At 65.3% G+C, this 18,560-nt stretch carries 17 protein-coding genes; 6 read left to right on the forward strand and 11 right to left on the reverse strand.

Annotation, left to right across the window (positions count from 1 at the left end; all coding sequences use genetic code 11):
- The first annotated feature begins 4 nt into the window (after positions 1 to 4).
- Both HB634_RS01785 and HB634_RS01790 read left to right on the forward strand, forming a co-directional pair.
- Positions 5 to 1,150: a pyridoxal phosphate-dependent aminotransferase gene (locus tag HB634_RS01785; RefSeq protein WP_063573727.1), complete on the forward strand. Its 1,146-nt coding sequence runs from the start codon at positions 5 to 7 to the stop codon at positions 1,148 to 1,150.
- Complete coding sequence (locus HB634_RS01790; RefSeq protein WP_063573726.1) at positions 1,138 to 1,941, forward strand: amidohydrolase; 804 nt, start codon at positions 1,138 to 1,140, stop codon at positions 1,939 to 1,941. The genes HB634_RS01785 and HB634_RS01790 overlap by 13 nt, the downstream gene beginning before the upstream one ends.
- Positions 1,942 to 2,052: 111 nt before the next feature.
- On the opposite strand, the gene HB634_RS01795 is transcribed toward HB634_RS01790, so the two are convergent.
- A complete protein-coding gene (locus tag HB634_RS01795; RefSeq protein ID WP_213947289.1) occupies positions 2,053 to 3,102 on the reverse strand; it encodes a C13 family peptidase in 1,050 nt (349 codons plus the stop codon).
- Positions 3,086 to 3,769 carry an acireductone synthase gene (gene mtnC / locus HB634_RS01800; RefSeq protein ID WP_213947290.1) on the reverse strand — a complete coding sequence of 228 codons (684 nt, stop codon included), beginning with the start codon at positions 3,767 to 3,769 and terminating at the stop codon, positions 3,086 to 3,088. The genes HB634_RS01795 and mtnC overlap by 17 nt, the downstream gene beginning before the upstream one ends.
- Before the next feature lie 315 nt (positions 3,770 to 4,084).
- Between mtnC and HB634_RS01805 the strand changes: the two genes are divergently transcribed.
- On the forward strand, positions 4,085 to 4,264 hold the full coding sequence (locus HB634_RS01805; RefSeq protein WP_213947291.1) for a hypothetical protein: 180 nt from the start codon (positions 4,085 to 4,087) through the stop codon (positions 4,262 to 4,264).
- Between the two features lie 15 nt (positions 4,265 to 4,279).
- Here HB634_RS01805 and HB634_RS01810 read toward each other — a convergent pair whose 3' ends face one another.
- On the reverse strand, positions 4,280 to 4,855 hold the full coding sequence (locus tag HB634_RS01810; protein WP_213947292.1) for an acireductone dioxygenase: 576 nt from the start codon (positions 4,853 to 4,855) through the stop codon (positions 4,280 to 4,282).
- The gene (locus HB634_RS01815; RefSeq protein WP_213947293.1) at positions 4,852 to 5,496 is read right to left on the reverse strand and encodes a methylthioribulose 1-phosphate dehydratase; all 645 of its coding nucleotides are present in this window, start codon (positions 5,494 to 5,496) and stop codon (positions 4,852 to 4,854) included. The genes HB634_RS01810 and HB634_RS01815 overlap by 4 nt, the downstream gene beginning before the upstream one ends.
- A gap of 155 nt (positions 5,497 to 5,651) precedes the next feature.
- Here HB634_RS01815 and HB634_RS01820 point away from each other — a divergent pair, with 155 nt between their 5' ends.
- Positions 5,652 to 5,984, forward strand: a complete 333-nt coding sequence (locus HB634_RS01820) for a high-potential iron-sulfur protein (protein ID WP_213947294.1) — start codon at positions 5,652 to 5,654, stop codon at positions 5,982 to 5,984.
- 362 nt (positions 5,985 to 6,346) lie between these two features.
- Here HB634_RS01820 and HB634_RS01825 read toward each other — a convergent pair whose 3' ends face one another.
- The 3 genes from HB634_RS01825 to HB634_RS01835 all read right to left on the reverse strand — a co-directional run bounded on the left by HB634_RS01825 (position 6,347) and on the right by HB634_RS01835 (position 10,541).
- Entirely contained in the window at positions 6,347 to 7,786 is a 1,440-nt protein-coding gene (locus tag HB634_RS01825) for an amino acid permease (RefSeq protein ID WP_063572904.1), read from the reverse strand.
- An 88-nt stretch (positions 7,787 to 7,874) separates the two neighbouring features.
- On the reverse strand, positions 7,875 to 9,368 hold the full coding sequence (locus tag HB634_RS01830; RefSeq protein ID WP_213947295.1) for an amino acid permease: 1,494 nt from the start codon (positions 9,366 to 9,368) through the stop codon (positions 7,875 to 7,877).
- Between the two features lie 216 nt (positions 9,369 to 9,584).
- Positions 9,585 to 10,541, reverse strand: coding sequence for a transporter (locus HB634_RS01835; RefSeq protein ID WP_213947296.1), 957 nt, complete (start codon positions 10,539 to 10,541; stop codon positions 9,585 to 9,587).
- Positions 10,542 to 10,695: 154 nt separating this feature from the next.
- On the opposite strand from HB634_RS01835, the gene HB634_RS01840 reads away from it, so the two are divergent.
- Positions 10,696 to 11,265, forward strand: a complete 570-nt coding sequence (locus HB634_RS01840; RefSeq protein ID WP_213947297.1) for an NUDIX hydrolase — start codon at positions 10,696 to 10,698, stop codon at positions 11,263 to 11,265.
- A 91-nt stretch (positions 11,266 to 11,356) separates the two neighbouring features.
- Here the strand turns inward: HB634_RS01840 and HB634_RS01845 are convergent, their stop codons facing one another.
- Positions 11,357 to 11,881 (reverse strand): 3-hydroxyanthranilate 3,4-dioxygenase, encoded by a 525-nt coding sequence (locus HB634_RS01845; protein ID WP_063574378.1) that lies wholly within the window; start codon positions 11,879 to 11,881, stop codon positions 11,357 to 11,359.
- Positions 11,882 to 12,125: 244 nt separating this feature from the next.
- Here HB634_RS01845 and HB634_RS01850 point away from each other — a divergent pair, with 244 nt between their 5' ends.
- Complete coding sequence (locus HB634_RS01850; protein ID WP_213947298.1) at positions 12,126 to 13,400, forward strand: FAD-binding oxidoreductase; 1,275 nt, start codon at positions 12,126 to 12,128, stop codon at positions 13,398 to 13,400.
- Positions 13,401 to 13,423: 23 nt separating this feature from the next.
- Here the strand turns inward: HB634_RS01850 and HB634_RS01855 are convergent, their stop codons facing one another.
- From HB634_RS01855 to HB634_RS01865, 3 genes are all read right to left on the reverse strand, one after another.
- Positions 13,424 to 14,347, reverse strand: coding sequence for an MBL fold metallo-hydrolase (locus HB634_RS01855; protein WP_213947299.1), 924 nt, complete (start codon positions 14,345 to 14,347; stop codon positions 13,424 to 13,426).
- A gap of 564 nt (positions 14,348 to 14,911) precedes the next feature.
- Positions 14,912 to 16,120, reverse strand: coding sequence for an acetyl-CoA C-acyltransferase (locus tag HB634_RS01860; protein ID WP_213947300.1), 1,209 nt, complete (start codon positions 16,118 to 16,120; stop codon positions 14,912 to 14,914).
- A 52-nt stretch (positions 16,121 to 16,172) separates the two neighbouring features.
- Entirely contained in the window at positions 16,173 to 18,542 is a 2,370-nt protein-coding gene (locus HB634_RS01865) for a 3-hydroxyacyl-CoA dehydrogenase/enoyl-CoA hydratase family protein (protein ID WP_213947301.1), read from the reverse strand.
- Between the last annotated feature and the right edge of the window lie 18 nt (positions 18,543 to 18,560).

The raw sequence follows: 18,560 nt of genomic DNA on the forward strand, positions 1-18,560 counted from the left end.
TTCGATGCAGCTCGAAACCAAGCTTCCCAAGGTCGGCACGACCATTTTCAGCGTGATGAGCCAGCTCGCGCTGGAACACAAGGCGGTCAACCTGGGCCAGGGCTTTCCTGATTTCGAGCCGCCGGAGCCCCTGCGCGAAGCGATCACGCGGGCGATGGCCGAGGGCAAGAACCAGTACGCCCCCGGCATCGGCATTCCAAAGCTGCGCGAGCAGATTGCCGCGAAAACCGAGCGCCTGTACGGTCATCGGGTCAGCCCGGACACCGAGGTCACGGTCACCTCGGGTGCCACGGAAGCCTTGTTCTCCGCTATCGCCGCCGTGGTGAGGGCAGGGGAGGAAGTGATCGTTTTCGACCCCTGCTACGACAGCTACGAGCCAGCCATCGAACTCCAGGGCGCGACCGCGGTGCATATCCCGTTGACGCTGCCTGCGTTCGGCATCGACTGGCAACGCGTGCGTGAGGCCGTGACGCCGAAAACCCGCATGATCCTGATCAACTCGCCGCACAATCCGTCGGGGGCGGTGCTTTCGCGAGCCGACCTTGACGAGCTGGCGTCCATCGTGCGCGACACCAACATCGTCGTGTTGTCCGACGAAGTCTACGAACACATCGTGTTCGACGGTGCGGAACACCAGAGCGTGTTGCGCCACGAGGAACTGGCCACGCGCAGTATCGTGGTCTCGTCGTTCGGCAAGACCTACCACTGCACGGGCTGGAAGGTCGGCTACGCGATTGCGCCCAAGGCATTGACGGCCGAGTTCCGCAAGGTTCACCAGTACCTGACCTTCTGCACGTTCAGTCCGGCGCAGTGGGCATTCGCCGAGTTCCTCGAGTCCACGCCGGAGCATTACCTCGAACTGCCGGCGTTCTACCAGGCCAAGCGCGATCGTTTCCGTGAACTGATCGCACCATCGCGGTTGAAACTGCTCGATGTTCCGGGCGGCTATTTCCAGCTGGTCGACTACAGCGCCATCCGCGATCTCGATGACATCAATTTCAGCGAATGGCTCGTGCGCGAAGGCGGCGTGGCCGCGATTCCCCTTAGCCCGTTCTACGAGAGTGCGCCGGATACGCGGCTGGTCCGGCTCTGCTTCGCCAAGAACGACGCCACCATGGAAGCCGCTGCGGAGCTGCTGTGCAAACTCTGACCGTTTCCCTCGTCCAGGGCGCGACGCGCTGGCACGATGCCGCCGGCAACCGCGACTATTACGGCAAGCTGGTGCGCGGCGCAGCGCCCAGCGACCTCATCGTGCTTCCGGAGACCTTCCTCTCCGGCTTCACTAACGACACGCTCGGCAACGCCGAAACGATGGACGGCGTCAGTGTGGCGTGGATGCGCGCTTTGGCCACCGAAGTGAACGCCACACTCACCGGCAGCCTGGTGATCCGCGAAGGCGATACGGTCTTCAACCGGCTCCTGTGGGCATCGCCGGACGGTTCGCTGGCGTATTACGACAAGCGCCATCTGTTCCGCATGGCGGGCGAGCACACACGCTACGGCGGCGGTAACGAGCGCCTCATCGTGGAACTGAAAGGTTGGCGCATCCTGCCGCAGGTCTGCTACGACCTGCGCTTTCCGGTATGGCTGCGCAACGGACGTCGCGAAGAAGCGGCCGGCGGCATGGACTACGACCTGGCGCTGTTCGTGGCTAACTGGCCGGCGGCGCGGCGCCATCCGTGGCGGACCTTGCTGCGGGCGCGCGCGATTGAGAACCTCGCGTACGTCATCGGCGTGAACCGTGTCGGCGTGGACGGCAACGATCTGCCTTACGCCGGCGATAGCGCCGTGATCGACACGGTCGGCGAGCCGCTGGTGGAACTGGGCGCGCAGGAGCAGGTCATCACCGTGGTCCTGGACCCCGCTTCGCTAAAGGCACACCGCGAGCGTTTCCCGGCGTGGATGGACGCCGACCGCTTCGCCCTCGATACCTCGGCCTGACCGGCCAATCAGTTAACCGGATAACCGGCTCTTCGTGGGAGCCGATTCATCGGCGATCCCGCGGCGGCGGGCAAGGCTGCCGCAAGCACCCATTCGCCGATGAATCGGCTCCTACTTCGCGGGTTCGAACGGAACCGCTGCGCCCGGCTTCAGGCTCTTCCGCCACGCCGCCAGCTTGTCCTCGATCCCTTCGCCGATAGCGATCTGTGGCTCGGACGCCTCGAGCGCGCCCTTCTTCTCCCACGCAGCGATTTCCGTTTTCGCCTTGCCGAACGCTTCGACGAAGTCCGGCGTCGCGTTCAGTCCATCGACGAGCCACGCGCGGCCGAAATATGTGATGTCCGAGTCGACGCCGCAGCCGAACGAGGTCCGGTCGGTGCGTGCCGAGGTCATCACCAGGGTGCCCGGTCCACTCAGCTTCGGGACGAAGCCGCCGGAATAGCAGGCGTTGACCACGACCACCTTCCAGCGGAAGGCGTGCCGCGAGAGGATTTCGGAGACGCCATCGGCGTCGAGCTGGTCGAGCGGGATGGGATCCATGTCGACGAGGAGCGAGTGATCGCTTCCACCGTGCGTGGCGAGATAGACGACGAGGATGTCCTCACGCGTGTCCATGACCTTCGCGAGGCCGTCGATCGCACCTTCGAGATTGGTCCAGCTTGCGAGCGGCCGCGTCGTCAATGTCGCCGGATTGTTCTCCAGCACCAGTGTATGACCGGGGCTGGCCAAGCGCTTGCTCACCAGCGTGTCGACGTACTCGGCCTCGTTGCGGAAGACGTCTTCCGACCCATCGCCGCCGAAAGCCAGAGCGTAGATGTTGGTCTTGCCGGGCGTGCGCGGGGCCAGGGCGGCGACGGCCTTGCGTAACGTTTCCGGCTGGGCGGTAAAGATCTGTTCCGGCGTCGGCGCGTCGTTCGGCCAGTCGCCGGAGTCGACATCCACCGATTCATCGTCGGTGGCCGTGCTCGTCGCGGCAGCGGGTGCGGCCCCGGTCGGCGCCGTGGCGGCAGGGGTGGGCGAGGTTGCCGCAACGGGCTCGCGGGTTGCCGTTACAGGGGCAGGGCCCAGGTGCAGCACGCCGACGGTGAGCAGCACGCCGGCGACGAAGGCGCCCAGCACATAGATCGGCGTCCGCCGCCGTGGATCAAGGTGTGATGGCATCGAAATCCGCCACGGCAGGGTGGCCGGCATCCGTCAGCGCCTGTGGCGGCCGGATCAACTGGGTGGTCCGCATGCCTGCCTCACGCGCAGCGTCCAGCTCTTCCTTGATATCGGAGAGGAACAGCACCTGGCCGGGCGGCAGGCCGATGGCTTCGGCGATCTTCCGGTACGAATCGGTCTCGCGCTTGTGTCCGGTCTGGGTGTCGAAGTAGTCGGAGAAGAGCGGGGTCAGGTCGCCCATCTCGGTAAAGCCGAACAGCAGCTTCTGCGCGGCGACCGAGCCCGACGAATACACGTAAAGCTTGAGGCCCTGGGCGTGCCAGGCGCGCAACCGCGCGGCCACCTCGGGATACATGTGGGAGGTAAACACACCGGACTCGTAGCCTTCCCGCCAGATGAGACCCTGCAGGGCCTTCAGTGCGGTGGACTTGCGGTCTTCGTCGATCCAGCCGATCAGCAGGTCGATGATCTCGCCGCGCGAGGCCTCGACAATGTTAGCTTCCTTCGCCGCTTCCGAAAGCCAGTGCTGCACCTCGGCTTCGTCGGTATGTGTTTCGACGTAGGCCGGCAGGTGCTTACGGGCGTACGGGAAGAGTACGTCCTTGACGAAGTCGATTGAACTGGTGGTGCCCTCGATGTCGGTGAGGACGGCGCGGATGTCGGACATGAGAGGGCTTACCTGCGGAGCGGGGAGATTCAGCAGGATAAACGACGCGACGTGGAGGCGAAATGCCCGAGCCTCAGCGCAGGCTCCGCACCGTGAAGAACTCGCTGGCGATCTTCCATCCGTCGGCGGTCTTCACCAGTTGCAGAACCTTCCAGCCGACGCTGCCGTCATCGCCACGACGGGTCACGAAGTCCAGCGAGGCCTGGGCGAGCGAGCCGTCCTGTTCGATACGCGAACGAGCGCGAGGGATTTCATCGGCGGGTGGCCAGCAGCGTATCGGCGCTGTGGGCCGCGGCGGAGGCGGGACTCGGGGTCGTGCCCCGAACGGCCTTGCACGTGCCACCCGCACTGAAGCCGGTCAGCGAGACATGGGGCCTGCCGGCCTTGCCGTCGACGGGGATTCATCTGCTGGTTCGCGGTGCGGGCTCGCCTGAGGCCGCCCACCACCTCGCGCGCGTGATCCGCGAGGTGGTTGACGAGGTGGTGCGCGCCTGAGCACGCACATTCGACTCAGGCGGCGGTGGATGCCTTGGCGGACGGGTGCGGGCTCATGCGCGGGAAGCGCTCGGCGATGTCCTCGCCGGTGAAGCTTGCCACCCAGCCTTCCGTATTGGTGAACAGGCGAATAGCCACGAAGTAGGGCGATTCGCTCATGTCGAACCAGTGCGGGGTGCCGTCGGGCACGCCGATCAGGTCGCCCTTTTCGCAGAGCACTTCGTAGACTCGGCCGTCGATATGCAGGGTGAACTGGCCGGCCCCGGCGACGAAGAAGCGGACTTCGTCTTCGCTGTGCGTATGCTCGTTCAGAAACTTCTGACGGAAGGTGGCGCGGTCCGGGTTGTCGGGCTTGAGGCTGATGACATCTACCGACTGGTAGCCGTTCTCGGCCATCAGGCGGTCGATGTCCGCACGATAGGCGGCGATGACCTCGTCCTGGGTGGCGCCGGGGGCGATGTCCTGCGTCGCCTCCCACTGTTCGAAGCGCACACCTACCGCGTTCAGGGCGGCAGCGATGTCGGCGTGCGCGGTGTGGACCACTACCGGGGTGTCGTGCTGGTTGTCGTCGTAGATACGCAGACGGCTCATGGGGAAAGCCTCCTCAGGTCGAGTTCGCAGCCCAGCAGGAATTCCAGGGCCTCGAGATGGCGGCGTGTTTCGGCCATGTCGCGGCCCCAGGTATAAATGCCGTGGCCATTGATCAGATAGGCATACAGCGGCTTGCCGCCGTCGATCCAGGCGTCCACCTGGGCCTCCAGCTCGGGCATCTGCTGCGTGTTGGGGAAAACGGGGATGTCGAGCACGCTTTCGTGCGTGGTGTAACCGGAAATCGCCTTCTGCAGCTCCCATCCTTCCAGCCGGACACGGCCTTCCGCGGCAAAGAGTCGCGAGGCGACGCTCTGCGTGCGCGAATGGGTGTGAAGCACCGCGTTGGCTTCAGGAAAACGCCGATAGATCTGCGTATGGAGCCCGGTTTCGGCCGAAGGGCGGTTGTCCGAGCCGACGGCCTTGCCTTCCATGTCCACCACCATGATGTCGTCGCGGCCGAGGCGTCCCTTGTCGCGTCCCGAGATAGTGATCGCGGCCAGATCGTCGTCGATGCGCATCGAGAAGTTGCTGCTCGTCGCGGGCGTCCAGCCAAAAGCCGCCAACTCGCGTGCGGCGTCGGCGATGGCATCGGCGCGCTCGGCCAGCAGGGCGGGATCGACGTGGGAGAGGGTCTTCGGCATGGGGATTTGGACGTCCAAACAGGGGGCGAATATACCACGGGCCGGAAACCGGTCCCCGCGCTAATGGGAACCACTCCTTTTTCCGTGAACGGGTACGATTTCGGTCAGCACCGGCCCAGATGCAGGCCGGATCACCATCGACGGAGGTTTTACCCATGTCGGAACACGATACGAATAATGAGGGGCGCCGGCGTTTCCTCAAGGTCGCCGCCGGCGGCGTTGCCGTAGCCACCGTGCTCGGCACCCTGCCGCGCCTGGCCCGGGCCCAGGACCTGCCCCACCTTTCGCCCTCCGATCCCACGGCGGCCGCCCTGAAATACACCGAGGACGGCAGCAAAGCCCAGGGCAAGAAGACCGCCAGCGACGCCTGCATGAACTGCAACTTCTACCAGGGCAAGGCCGCTGCCGCCTGGGGCCCGTGCCAGCTCTTCCCGGGCAAGGCCGTTGCCAGCAAGGGCTGGTGCATTTCCCACGCTGTCATGATCTGAGGCTGGGAGGGCTCGCCCTCGGCCTCGCGTTTTGCCGCGAGCCGCCCCCCGCAGACGCGAAAGAGCCAAAAAAAACCAGCCCGCAGGCTGGCTTTTTTGTCCGAAATATTCATGTGAGACACAAAATGCAGCTCAGGCGCGCCAGGCCGAGGAGCTGACTCGCCTGACGCGCTGAGCGGCAATCCGGGGCCCACTGCCAAGTGATTTACCCACGGAACCGGGATCATACTCCCCTCCGGGGGCGACCGGCCAATGGCAGTTAAATGACACTCGCCTTTCTGCGCATTATTTCGCAAAAACAACCGCTTAACGAAAAAACCTCGCCTATTTAGCGAGGTTTTAACGAGCCCTTTGGAGGGGTATTACGCCTGGTGTCGAAGGCGGCTGTGGCGATAGCCGTAGGCCGCGTAAAGGGCCATGCCGACCACCGTCCAGACGCCCATCAGTGCCCAGTTGTACCAGTTCATGAAGCAGAGCAGGCCGATGCAGCTGACGATGCCCGCGATGCACGTGAACCACACCCAGGGCACGCGGAAGGTGCGCGGCAATTCCGGCGCGGTGAAGCGCAGGATCAACACGCCGCCGCATACCGCGCAGAACGCGACGAGGGTGCCCATCGATACGAGATCGCCGAGGATGTTGAGCGGGAACACCGCGGCGAGGATCGCGATGCCGACGCCGGTGATCACCGTATTCAGATGCGGCGTGCGGTACTTCGGGTGGATCGTCGTGAAGACCTTCGGCAGCAGACCATCGCGTCCCATGATCATGAAAATGCGCGGCTGCGCGATGATCATGACGAGTACGACGGACGACAGACCAATCAGCGCGCCGACCTCGACCACGCCACGCAGCCAACCGAGTTCCGGATGGCTGCGGATCGCCGTGACGACGGGCTCATCGGTGCCGAGCTGCGCGAACGGCACCAGCCCCGTCAGCACGGCAGCCATGGCGATGTAGAGCACGGTGCAGATGGCGAGGGAGGCGAGCGTGCCGATAGGCATGTCGCGTTGGGGATTCTTCGATTCCTGCGCCGCCGTCGATGTCGCTTCGAAGCCGATGTAGGCAAAGAACACCAGCGCGGCGCCGCGCAGCACGCCGGACCAGCCGTACTTGAAGCCACCCTGGTTCTCCGGAATGAACGGATGCCAGTTGGCCGTGTCGATGTGCTGGGCGCCGACGATGATCACGATAAGGATCAGCGCCACCTTCAGCGCCACCATGGCCATGTTGATGCCGGTGGATTCCTTGATGCCGACGTAGCAGAGCCAGGTCAGCGCCAGCGTGATGCCAACCGCCGGCATGTTGAAAAGGGCGCCGGTGGGGACGAGATGTCCGTCGACGTAGTCGAGCGGTGCATTCGTCAGCGCGGGAGGGATGTGGATACCGACATGGTCCAGCAGGCTGACGAAGTAGCCGGTCCAGCTGACGGCGACCGCCGAGGCGGAGACACCGTACTCGAGAACCAGGTTCCAGCCGATGAACCAGGCGGCGCCTTCGCCGAGCGTGGCGTAGGCGTAAGAATAAGCGCTGCCCGAGATGGGAATCATCGAGGCGAATTCGGCGTAGCACAGCGCCGTGAACAGGCTGCAGATCGCGGCGAGGATGAACGACAGGATGATCGCAGGGCCGGCGTGGTCAGCGGCCGCGACGCCGGTGATGACGAAGATGCCGCCACCGATGACCGCCCCGATACCGAGCGCGGTGAGCCCCCAGGGGCCAAGTGTGCGGCGCAGGGCGGGGCCGTGCGCGTCGTCGGGTTCGGCCTGGGGAGCTTTCTTGGCAAGTAACTGCTTGAGCATGGACGGCCCGGGAAGAAGTGTCATGGAGAGAATAGTCGCAAAAGGAAAGGCCGGCGGGTGACCGCCGGCCTTTCCCGGTTCGTTTCTATCAGCCGAGCGACTTGCGCAGCTTGCTGTGCCCGTAGCCGTACAGGAAGTAGATCAGCTGGCCGATGACGATCCAGCCGAGCATCAGGCGCCAGTGCTCTTCGAAGGCCTGCCAGAACAGGTAGACGCAGGAGACCGCGCCGATGATGGTGATCGGCCAGACGAACGGCACGCGGAAGCTGCGCTTCAGGTCCGGACGGGTGTAGCGCAGGATCAGCACGCCGATGCAGACGGTGGCGAACGCGAGCAGGGTACCCATCGAGACCAGCTCACCGAGCACGCTGACCGGGAACAGGCCGGCCATGGCAGCCGCGGAGACGCCGACGATGATCGTACCGATGTAAGGCGTGCGGAACTTCGGATGCACCTTGGCCATGGTGTTCGGGAGCAGGCCGTCCTTCGCCATCGAGAAGAAGATGCGCGGTAGGCCCATGAGCATCACGAGGATGACCGAGGACAGGCCGGTGATCGCACCGAGGATGACCAGCGCCTTCAGCCACGACAGCTGCGGGTACAGGCCCAGCGCGGTGGCGACCGGCTCCGGCGTGTTAAGCATGCGGAACGGCGCGATACCGGTGAGGACAAGTGCCACGGCGATGTAGAGCACGGTGCAGACGGCCAGCGAGCCGAGGATGCCGATGGGCATGTCGCGCTGCGGGTTCTTCGCTTCACCGGCGGCGGTCGACACCGCGTCGAAGCCGACATACGAGAAGAACACGATGGTCGCGGCGCGGAAGATGCCGCCCCAGCCGAACGCGCCCGGACCTTCGGACGCCGGGATGAACGGATGCCAGTTAGCCGGGTTGATCACCTGGATGGCAAAGGCGAGAAACAGCAGGATGACCGTGACCTTGATCGTCACGATGATCGAGTTGACGAAGGCGGACTGCGTGATGCCGACGTAGCACAGGCCTGACAGCGCGGCGATGATGACCACGGCCGGCAGGTTGATCAGCGTGCCGGTGGCCTGGATATGGCCCTCGACGAACTGGTACGGTGCCGAGGCGAGCTGCATGGGGAGCTCGAGGTTGGTACCGACCAGATGGCCGACCATCCCCAGCATCTCGTTGAAGTAGCCCGACCAGCCCGCGGCCACGGTGGCCGCGGCAAAGAGGTATTCGAGGACGAGGTTCCAGCCGACGAACCAGGCGACGTACTCGCCGAGCGTGGCGTAGGAATAGGAGTAGGCGCTGCCGGAAACCGGAAGCATGGCCGCGAATTCGGCGTAGCACAGGCCTGCAAGGGCGCAGGCGAAACCGGCGATGAGGAAGCTGATGACCAGGGCAGGGCCGGCATGAAGTGCGGCGGCCTGGCCGGTGATAACGAAGATACCTGCGCCGATGACGGCGCCGACACCGAGAAGAACCAGATGCTTCGCGGTGAGTACCCGCTTGAGCTCGCCATTGTTTGCATGTGCGCCGGTTTCAATGTGCTCACCAGCGTCTACGTGCGGCGCGGCCTCGATCGGATGCGTCGCGAACAGGTGTTTCAACATGTGTCTCCCCTACTGCCGGAATGTAGCCTTTTATTATTGGGACCGCCGCGTGAGTTACGGTGGACACGCAGCTGCCCTGAAGCGCTGGCACGGCACCATAGCCCAGCGGGGCAAGGCCGTACAAGTTGCATTGCGAGGCACGCCAACGCATTGCATACAGGAGTTGCGGATGTCGACCATGACTTGCGGCGGTTGTGCTCGGACAAGGCGCGATGCTCAGAAGACCATGTTCAGCGCGACCTGCGGTGCCACGTCGTCGGTGGCGTTGCGGCCATCGACGGTGAACTGGACGCCGGCGATCAGGCCGACTTTCGGGTTGAAGTGGTATTCCACGGCGGGCGCGAGGCTGAAGGCATGGCCCGAAGGGAAGGTGTAGGCCGCAAGGCCGTTTGCCTTTCCGTTAACGCGGGTACCGCTTTCGCGGTTCCAGATTGCCTCGCCGACCAGCACCCATCGGCGATCGAGTACGTATTCGGCCGCCACCGAGGCGTTCCAGGCCTGACCGGGCGTCGCGTGGCCGCGGAATCCGGCCGGCGTGCCGTAGACACTCGCGCCACGCAGACGCACGCGGCCGGGCGACGGACTCCAGGCCAGTTGACCACGCCAGCGCAGCGCGTGACCGTTGTCCAGCCACTGGAGCTGTTGGGCGCCAAGGGCGAGCGTCGTGCGCGTGGCGCCGGAGCCCGTGCCGTTGAGGGGATTGTTCTCCAACCGGTGATATTTGCCGGTGGGCAGTCGCTGCGCCGCCGAGACGGCGAGCACCAGTCCGGTGCCGTCGGCCTCCGGGGCCTTGAGACGGCTCTGCACGCGAAGGGCGGAATCGCCCATGCGCAGGCCATCGCTGTGCCTGCCGTCGACCGACGTGCGTGCCGCGTTCAGGGTGAGCTGCACCGAAATGTTTTCGGTGAGACCGTAGATCATCGGCAAGGCAATCTGCCACTGGCGTGCCGTTGGCTTCTCGGCGTGGCGCTGGCCGGTGCTGTCGAACCAGCCGCGGCTGTTGGTATGGACCAGGTAGGGCTCGACGTTGACCATGCCGGCGGGCAGGGTATTGACGGCCGGCGTGACCAGGGGGCCGGTGAAGTTCGCCTCACCGTGGGCGGATTCAGCGAGGGCGGAGGCCGGGATGGCGGCGGTAACGAGCGTGGCAATGAGGAAACGACGGGGCGACATGCGCGGGTCCTTGCGGTTTGCAGCGGCGGCTGCGGGGCGTCGACGCGCTTCGTGCGCGGCGGAGTCCATCGTAGGCAGGTCATAGCTGCGACCGACATCGGACTTGTCTGAAAAAGACGTGCGAGAATTCCCGCCCGTTTGCCCGAGCCCCGCCATGGACCATCCGTACCCGAGCCTCTCAGCCGCGTTCGAGCGCTATGCGGCGCGTTTTCCGCGCGAGTCGGATGTCGTACGTTTCCACGAGTGGCTGCGCGGCGAGGCACGTCCGTTTCACCGCGAGACGCAGAGCGGACACTTCACGGGATCGGCATGGCTGGTGAGTGCCGACGGCGAGCGCGTCCTGCTGATGCACCACCGCAAGTTGCAGCGCTGGCTGCAGTTAGGCGGGCATGCCGACGGCGATGCGGATCTCTCGGGCGTCGCCCTGCGCGAGGCGCGGGAGGAATCGGGGCTGGCCGATCTCGAGGTGCTCCCCGAGATCTTCGACATGGACCTGCACGTGATCCCCGCACGCCGCGACGAGCCCGAGCACTGGCATTACGACGTGCGCTACGTGGTCATCGCCCGTGCCAGCGAGGTGTTTACGGTGAACGTGGAGTCGCTGGCGTTGGCCTGGCGGCCCATCGCGGAACTGGCGACCGAGCCGACGGCGGATCCGTCGCTTCGCCGGATGGCCGCCAAGTGGCTGGCCACCCGCCAGCACACGCAGCCGCTGTTGCCGTAGGAGCCGATTCATCGGCGATCCCGCGGCAGCGGGCCGGGTTGTCGCGAACACCCATTCGCCGATGAATCGGCTCCCACATAGGGCGGGGTGATCAGTCGGCGTACTTCGCCGGTGCCGGGTGCACCGTGCCGCACTGCTTGCACGTGCGTGCGTCGAGCGAGCGGTAGAACTTTTCGAAGACCGGCGGAAAGTCCGATTCGATGCTGTCGAGGACGAAGTATTCCTCGTAGAGCTTATGGTTGCAGTTCTCGCAGAACCACAGCAGGCCGTCACGCTCACCGGCAACGCGGCGCCGTTCGACCACGAGGCCGATGGATTCGGGCATGCGTTGCGGGGAATGGGGTGTGCGTGCAGGCAGATAGAAAATCTCGCCCGCGCGGATCGGGATATCCCGTGCCACGCCGTCGTCCTGGACCTTGAGCACCATCTCGCCTTCGAGCTGGTAGAAGAACTCGGGGCCTTCGTCGTAGTGATAGTCGGTGCGCGCGTTCGGTCCGCCGACGATCATGATGATGAAGTCGCCGTCGACGATGCATTTGTTTCCCACCGGCGGCTTGAGCAGCGCGCGGTTCTCGTCGATCCAGCGTTTCAGGTCGATGGGGGGTAGCAGGCTCATGGGAGGGCACCGTCAAGACGTTCGCACATCTTACCCGTGTGTAGGAGCCGATTCATCGGCGATCCCGCGCAGCGGGCCAGGTCGTCGCGAACACCCTATCGCCGATGAATCGGCTCCTGCCGGGGAAAGTGGCGGGCAAAGTAGCGGGCAGGGTGGCGAGCGCGGTGGCCTTCGCACCTCCGGTACTTCCACAGGTCCGCTCACTGCCGTAAAACTCACGCTCCCTGCCGAAGGATCCCGCCCCATGCCGTCGTGGTACCACGAACGCGCTCCCGTGCCGCCGCTTCGCCCCCCGCCGGAAGGCCGGCGCGAAGCCTCGGTCGTGATCGTGGGCGGCGGTTTCGCCGGGCTGAACACCGCGCTCGGCCTCGCCGCACGCGGCGTGCGGGACATCGTGTTGCTGGAATCGAAGTCGATCGGCTTCGGTGCGTCGGGACGCAACGGCGGCTTCGTCTTCGCCGGGTACTCGCTCGGCGAGAAGGCGTTGCTGGAGCGGGCTGGGCCCGAGCGGGCACGGGCCCTCTATGGCCGCACCGTCGACGCGGTGAACCTCATTCGCGAGCGCATCGCGGCCTGGTCCATCGACTGCGATGCGGTCGACGCCGGGGTGGTCTGGGCGAACTGGTTCCGTGATGCGGGCGTGCTCCGTTCTCGCCAGCAGCTGCTCGCCGAGCGCTTCGGCGCCGACTGGCAGTGGATTCCTGCCGATGCCATGCATGAGTTCGTGCACAGTGAGCGCTATCACGACGGTCTCTACGAACGAAACGCCCTGCACATCGATCCACTGGCGTATGCGCGTGGGCTTGCAGGTGCGGCGGAAGCGGCTGGTGTGTCGATCCACGAAGGATCGCGCGTGCGCATGCTGGAACGTCACGGTCCACGCTGGGTGTTGCGGGTGGGTGGGGCAGAGATCGAAACGGCCAACGTGGTCCTTGCCTGCGGTGGCTATCTGGCTGGCCTGGACCGACGCATCGATCGCGCGGTTCTGCCGATTGCGACCTACGTGATGGTAACCGAGCCGCTGGGCGACCGCCTCGCCGCCTGCCTTCGCACGCGTGCGGCAATCTACGACACGCGCTTCGCTTTCGATTATTACCGTCCCCTGCAGGACACGCGCCTGCTCTGGGGTGGTCGGATTTCGATTCGCGATCGCGCTCCGGCGGCGGTCAAGCGTCTGCTGAAGCGTGACCTCGAGCGTGTCTTTCCTTCACTCGAAGGCGTTCGGATAGAGCAGGCGTGGTCGGGATTGATGAGTTACGCGCGCCACGAAATGCCCCAGGTCGGCACGCATGGAAACGGCCTGTGGTACGCCCAGGCCTTCGGTGGGCATGGTCTGGCTCCCACGTGCGCCGCGGGCGAGGCTCTGGCGGATGCGATCGCCGGCGGGGACACGTCGCTGGCGGCGTATGCCGGCTTCGGGCTCGATCCGGTGCACCGGCCGTTCGGGTATCTGGCAGCGCAGGGCGCGTACTGGAAGGCGGAGCTGGCGGACTGGTTCAAGTCGCGGCTGGAAGGGTGAATGGCTTAGGCCGCCTGGGAAACTCAGTGCGAACCCCGATCCAGCCAGACCAGGATGCCTTGCGCATTCAGGCGGATATCGATTTTCAGCAGCTTGACGATAGCGTCCCTGGGCATCGTCACGCCCTGGCGCCGTGCGCGGTCCACGTAAAGATCGGCGAACTCCGCTTCGATGCGTTGCTCGCGGTCTGCGACCGTTGCGTGTCGTTTCGCGATCGCCACCATGGCGTCGATCGTCTCATGTAGATCGCCTGCGAGGCGGGCCACTTCCGTAACGCGGCCATAGTGCGTGAGGTACATCGCCTCAGGCTCATAGCCAAGCATGCGGTCGATGGAATGGTGTGCCGCGTCGGGTTCGAACTGGACGGGCGACGTGGTAGGAATGATGAAGGCGCCGCCGGGCGAATCGAGTTCGCGGTAGGAGAGGCCGAAGATGTCACCGGTAAAAAACGCGTTGGAGCGATCGTCGTGGATCGCTATGTGGTGGCGTGCGTGTCCCGGTGTGTCCAGGCACAGGAGTGCGCGTCCCGCGAGATCGACGACGAAACCGTCATGCGCTTCGACGACCCGATCGGCCGGCACCGCGGCGATCTCGCCGTAACTGCGTCGGACTTCCTCTTCGCCGTAGACACCGGCTGCGCCAGCGATCAGGGCGGAGGGATCGATCATGTGCCGCGCGCCGCGTGGGTGCACGGCGAGCTTCGCGTAGGGCAGGTGCTTCATCAGCTGGCCCGCGCCACCCGCGTGGTCGAGATGCACGTGCGTGAGGATGACCCAGTCGATGTCCTTCGCCTCGAGGTCGGCCGCTTTTATCGCATCGAGAAAATGCGGCAGCGAATGCGTCGTGCCGCTGTCGATAAAGGCCCCACGACCGCGTTCCACCACGAGGTAGGCGGCGTCAAACGTCGGGCGGCCGAAGCCGGTGTCGATGGTGTGGATGCCGTGCATCGGCCAAGCATATTCCAATTGTAGGAGCCGATTCATTGGCGAAAGGCCGGTCGCTACGCGCCCGATGTAACCAGCGGCGTTCGCCGCGGCGGGCGCGGACGTCGCGGCGGGCGCGGACGTCGCGGCGCAGAGCCTTCGGTGTCCACCCTCGCTGCTCAGACACGTCCTCCGCGTTTCGTACCGGAAAGGCCGCTGCGCGGCCGTGTACTTATTTGGCCTACGGCCGATCCACTTGTGCGGAACTCGCCTCGAGGGTGGGCACCGAAGACTCTTCCCATCCCTGAGGTTCGTGGGGTCGAGCCGACGAAGCAAGGCCGCTTCGGCTGCTGGTCCGTCGCCATCGTCCAACGGTCAACCGCGTCGCGCCGGTCGCGATCGTCCTCGCGAGCCGCCCAAGTGTACGAAGCGACGGCAAAGCCGAGCCCGCGAGGCCGAAGGCGAGCCATGCGCGAGGTGCGTAAGAATGCCCGGCAAGAACGCCGGGCGCCCGGGCCCCGGTAATCCACGATGAACCAAAAAAAAGCCCCGGCGTTAGCCGGGGCCCGATTGTCGGACGTGAGGTTGTTACAGCGCTTCGAAAATACCTGCGGCGCCCATGCCGGTGCCGATGCACATGGTGACCATGCCGTACTTCTGCTTGCGACGGCGCAGGCCGTGGATCAGCGTGGCAGCGCGGATGGCGCCGGTGGCACCGAGCGGGTGGCCGAGGGCAATCGCGCCGCCAAGCGGGTTCACCTTGGACGGGTCGAGGCCGAGGTCACGAATGACGGCCAGCGCCTGCGCGGCGAAGGCTTCGTTGAGCTCGATCCAGTCCAGCTGGTCCTGGGTGATGCCCGTCTGCTTGAGTGCCTTGGGAATCGCTTCCTTCGGACCGATGCCCATGATGTCCGGCGCGACGCCGGCTACGGAAAAGCCGACGAAGCGTGCCAGCGGGGTCAGGCCGTAATCCTTGATCGCTTTCTCGCTGGCGATCAACAGGGCGCCGGCACCGTCGGACATCTGCGAGGAATTGCCCGCCGTGACCGAACCGCCGAACTGGCCGTTACGGAACACCGGGCGCAGCTTGCTCAGCACCTCGAACGTGGTGTCCTTACGCGGACCCTCATCCGTATCGATGATGCGACGGTCTTCGCGGATGCTGTGGTTGAGCAGGTCCGGGTAGCGGTCGTCGAGCTGGAACGGCGTGATCTCGTCCTTGAACTCGCCTGCGGCGATGGCCGCGAAGGCCCGCTCGTGCGATTGCAGGGCAAAGCGGTCCTGGTCCTCGCGGCTGACCTTCCAGCGCTCGGCGACCTTCTCGGCGGTGATGCCCATGCCGAAGGCGATCGCGCGGTTTTCGTCGTTCTCGAAGATCGCCGGGTTCATGGCGATCTTGTGGCCCATCATCGGCACCATGCTCATCGACTCGGTACCGCCGGCGAGCATGAGGTCGGCCTCACCCAGGCGGATGCGGTCGGCGGCCATGGCGATGGCCTGCACGCCGGACGAGCAGAAACGGTTGATCGTGACGCCCGGTACCTGTTCCGGCAGACCGGCCAGCAGCACGCCGATGCGAGCGACGTTCATGCCTTGCTCCGCTTCGGGCATGGCACAGCCGATGATGGCGTCGGTAATCAGTGCCGGGTCGATGCCTGGGGCTTGTTCGATGACGGCGCGGATGACGTGCGCGAGCAGGTCGTCCGGGCGGGTATTGCGGAACACGCCGCGCGGCGCCTTGCCTACCGGGGTGCGGGTGGCGGCGACGATGTAGGCATCTTGCACTTGCTTGCTCATGGGGTGGTTCCTTTAAGTGGGAAAGTCGTCAGGCGTAAGAGCGCGTGGCGCGTCAGTTACGCAGCGGCTTCCCCGTCGTCATCGTGTGCGCGATACGGGCCTGGGTCTTTTCGGTCTGCGCCAGTTCGACGAAGTGACGACGCTCGAGGGCGAGCAGCCAGGTTTCGTCCACCGGCGAACCGCGTTCGATCCGACCGCCCGAGAGGGTGTCGGCGATGCGGCTGGCGATGTCGATGTCGTGCGGCGAGGCGAAGTAGCCCTCGGCCATGTTCGCCAGCGAGGCCTTGAAGGTCGCCGTGGACGTGTCGCCGGCAGCGGTGATCGCGCGCGCCGGCATCGGCGGACGGTAGCCGGACTCGGCCAGCGCGATCGCCTGGGCCTTGGCGACATGCAGTACTTCATAGGTGTTGAAGACGATGATGTCGTCCTTGCGCAGCAAGCCCAGCGACTTGGCCTCGATCGCACTGGTCGACACCTTCGCCATGGCGACGGTCTCGAAGATCTTCTTCAGGTATTCGAACGGGTCTTCCGGGTTCGCCTGCCACGCACGCACGGCGAACTCCTTCAGGCCACCACCAGCGGGCAGCAGGCCCACGCCGGCCTCGACCAGACCGATGTAGCTCTCCAGCGCCGCGACGGTGCGCGCCGAATGCATCTGGAACTCGCAGCCGCCACCGAGGGCAAGGCCACGAACCGCGGAGACCACCGGCACCAGCGAGTACTTGATGCGCATGCTGGTGGCCTGGAAGTTCGCCACCATCGCTTCGAACTCGGCGAGCTTGCCGGCCTTGAGCAGACCCAGCGCGCCCTTGAGGTCCGCACCGGCCGAGAACGGCTCGGACGGCTGCCACAGCACGACACCGCGGAACTGCTGCTCGGCAAGGCCGATCGCATGCTGAATGCCGTCGAGCACGTGGTCGTTCACCGTGTGCATCTTGGTCTTGAACGAGATCACGCCGATGTCGTCGCCGCTGGTCCACAGGCGTACGCCGTCGTTCTCCCAGACCGTGGTGCCCTGGTCGAATTTCTCGCCCAGGATCGGATCCGGGAACGCCTGGCGCTTGTACACCGGATGCGTCGAACGCGGCTTCTCGGCGTTGGCGCTGGCCGAGTACGAACCCGCTTTGCCGTGCACGCCCGTGCGGCCGTCGGTGACCCAGGCGGGCAGGGGTGCGCTGCTCATGGTCTTGCCGGCGGCGATGTCTTCGGCGATCCAGCCAGCGATCTGCTGCCAGCCGGCGGACTGCCAGATCTCGAAGGGACCGAGCTTCCAGCCGTAGCCCCAGCGGATGGCAAAGTCGACGTCACGCGCCGTCTCGGCGATGTCGGCCAGGTGGTAGGCGGTGTAATGGAACAGGTCGCGGAACACGGACCAGAGGAACTGTGCCTGAGGGTCCGACGACGCGCGGAGCTTCGCGAACTTCTCGGCGGGATCCTTGATGGCGAGAATGGCGGACACGTCGTCCGACGCTTTCTGCTCGGAAACGCGGTAATCCTGCTTCTGCAGGTCGAGCACCACGATGTCCTTGCCGGCCTTGCGGTAGAAGCCCGCACCGGCCTTCTGGCCCAGCGCGCCCTTGTCGATCAGGCCCTTCAGCCACACCGGCGGCTGGAAGTACTTGTGCCACGGGTCGTCGGGCAGGGTGTCGCCCATCGTCTTGATCACATGGGCGAGGGTGTCCAGGCCGACGACGTCGGCCGTGCGATACGTGGCGCTCTTCGGGCGGCCGATGGCCGGACCGGTCAGTGCGTCGGCGGTGTCGAAGCCCAGGCCGAACTGCTCAGTGTGGTGCATGGTGGAGAGCATCGAGAACACACCGATGCGGTTACCGATGAAGTTCGGGGTGTCCTTGGCGTAGACCACGCCCTTGCCCAGGGTGGTCGTCAGGAAGGCTTCGAGGCCTTCGAGCACGCCCTTTTCTGTCAGGCGGGTAGGGATCAGCTCGACCAGGTGCATGTAACGCGGCGGATTGAAGAAGTGCACGCCGGTGAAACGGTGGCGCATGTCTTCCGGCAATGCCTCTGCCAGGCCGTTGATCGACAGGCCCGAGGTGTTGCTCGCCAGCACGGCGGTCGCGGACACGTGCGGCGCGATCTTCTGGTAGAGGTCGAGCTTCCAGTCCATGCGCTCGGCGATCGCTTCGATCACCAGGTCGACGTCGGCCAGCAGGGCGAGGTCGTCCTCATAGTTGGCCGGGATGATCGCGGCGGCCAGGCCTTTCTCGGCCAGCGGCGCCGGTGAGAGCTTGGCGAGGTTGGCGATCGCCTTGAGGGCGATGCCGCTCTTCGGGCCTTCCTTCGAGGGAAGGTCGAAAAGCACGGTTTCCACGTTGGCGTTCGTCAGGTGCGCGGCAATCTGCGCGCCCATGACGCCGGCGCCGAGTACTGCGGCCTTGCGAATGCGTAACGGTGTTGCAGTCATGGTGATCTCCGGGGGTGC

The organism is Luteibacter sp. dw_328 (assembly GCF_018449605.1).
Classification (GTDB): Bacteria; Pseudomonadota; Gammaproteobacteria; order Xanthomonadales; family Rhodanobacteraceae; genus Luteibacter.